General features: G+C 44.9%; 1 protein-coding gene and 1 tRNA gene. Both read right to left on the reverse strand.

Going from position 1 to position 1,099, the window contains the following annotated elements:
* Positions 1 to 2 precede the first annotated feature (2 nt).
* A tRNA-Phe gene (locus ASV53_RS24110) sits at positions 3 to 75 on the reverse strand.
* Between the two features lie 116 nt (positions 76 to 191).
* Positions 192 to 815 carry a glutathione S-transferase family protein gene (locus ASV53_RS24115; protein WP_094959005.1) on the reverse strand — a complete coding sequence of 208 codons (624 nt, stop codon included), beginning with the start codon at positions 813 to 815 and terminating at the stop codon, positions 192 to 194.
* Between the last annotated feature and the right edge of the window lie 284 nt (positions 816 to 1,099).

The raw sequence follows: 1,099 nt of genomic DNA on the forward strand, positions 1-1,099 counted from the left end.
GGTGCCTCGAGGCGGAATCGAACCACCGACACGAGGATTTTCAATCCTCTGCTCTACCGACTGAGCTATCGAGGCAACGGAGCGCATTAAAAAGGTTTTCGGCTTTGTCGTCAACGATTTTTTTCAATCTATCGCTTAACTTTGGTTTTTTTGCTCTGATTGATTAGAAAGTACCCCGTAATGCGTTTTTTTTAGGTTGGAAGGGCCTGTTGCTCTTTGAGCAGCGCACGCATTAAAGCCGGGCGTTGTGACACAAAAAGGCGGTATTTTTCGATATTCGCAGGAAGTTTCTGTTTGAAGGCCGTTGCCCAGTTCAAGGTTTGGGTCAAAATAAGATCGGCAACGGTGGGCAGGTTACCAAATAAATAATCACTCTCAGGGAGCCAATGTGAGGCAACATTAATGGCTTTCTTAAATTCCCAACTGGCGACGGCTTGCATTTCGGGTAAACGAATCGGTTCTGGTAGGGCATAGCGATGCTTCCCTATGCTCCACAAAGGTTGTTCTAGCTCGGTGATAATAAAACTGATCCATTGATGATGGCGAGCTTGTTGTTGCAGGGATTGATGCGGCAGCCAGTGTGGACCATAACGTTCAGCAAGATACAAACAAATTGCGGTTGATTCGCATAGCGTGAGATCGTTGTCGATCAGAGTGGGGACTTTGCCTTCAACATTATGCTGTAAATAGTCTGTCGTTTTTTGTTCGCCTTGCGGAAGGTTAACCAAGTGATATTGCCAATCTAGCCCTAGCTCTTCCAATAGCCATGAAACACGTAATGACCGACTACGAGGGTATCCGTACAAGGTGAGCATATATCGTCCTTTTACTGAGTGACATTGTTAACACTAGACGAAGAATAGCTAACGCGAAAAGACATCATGATATTTTGTTCTGAGTCGCTAATGGTGGATGTTGGTGTGAATAAAAAGTGGGTGAGTGGTGTGAATGGGCTGATAAATTGCAGATACAAAAAAGCCTCATCCGAAGATGAGGCTTTTTCACTCTAGGATAACCTAGATAATTTGGCTCCCCTTGCAAGACTTGAACTTGCGACATACGGATTAACAGTCCGCCGTTCTACCAACTGAACTAAAGG

Source organism: Photobacterium sanguinicancri (genome assembly GCF_002265265.1).
Classification (GTDB): Bacteria; Pseudomonadota; Gammaproteobacteria; order Enterobacterales; family Vibrionaceae; genus Photobacterium; species Photobacterium sanguinicancri.

Coding starts and splice junctions, on each gene's coding strand:
- ASV53_RS24115 (WP_094959005.1), bottom strand. CDS start 815: ATGCTCACCTTGTACGGATACCCTCGTAGTCGGTCATTACGTGTTTCA.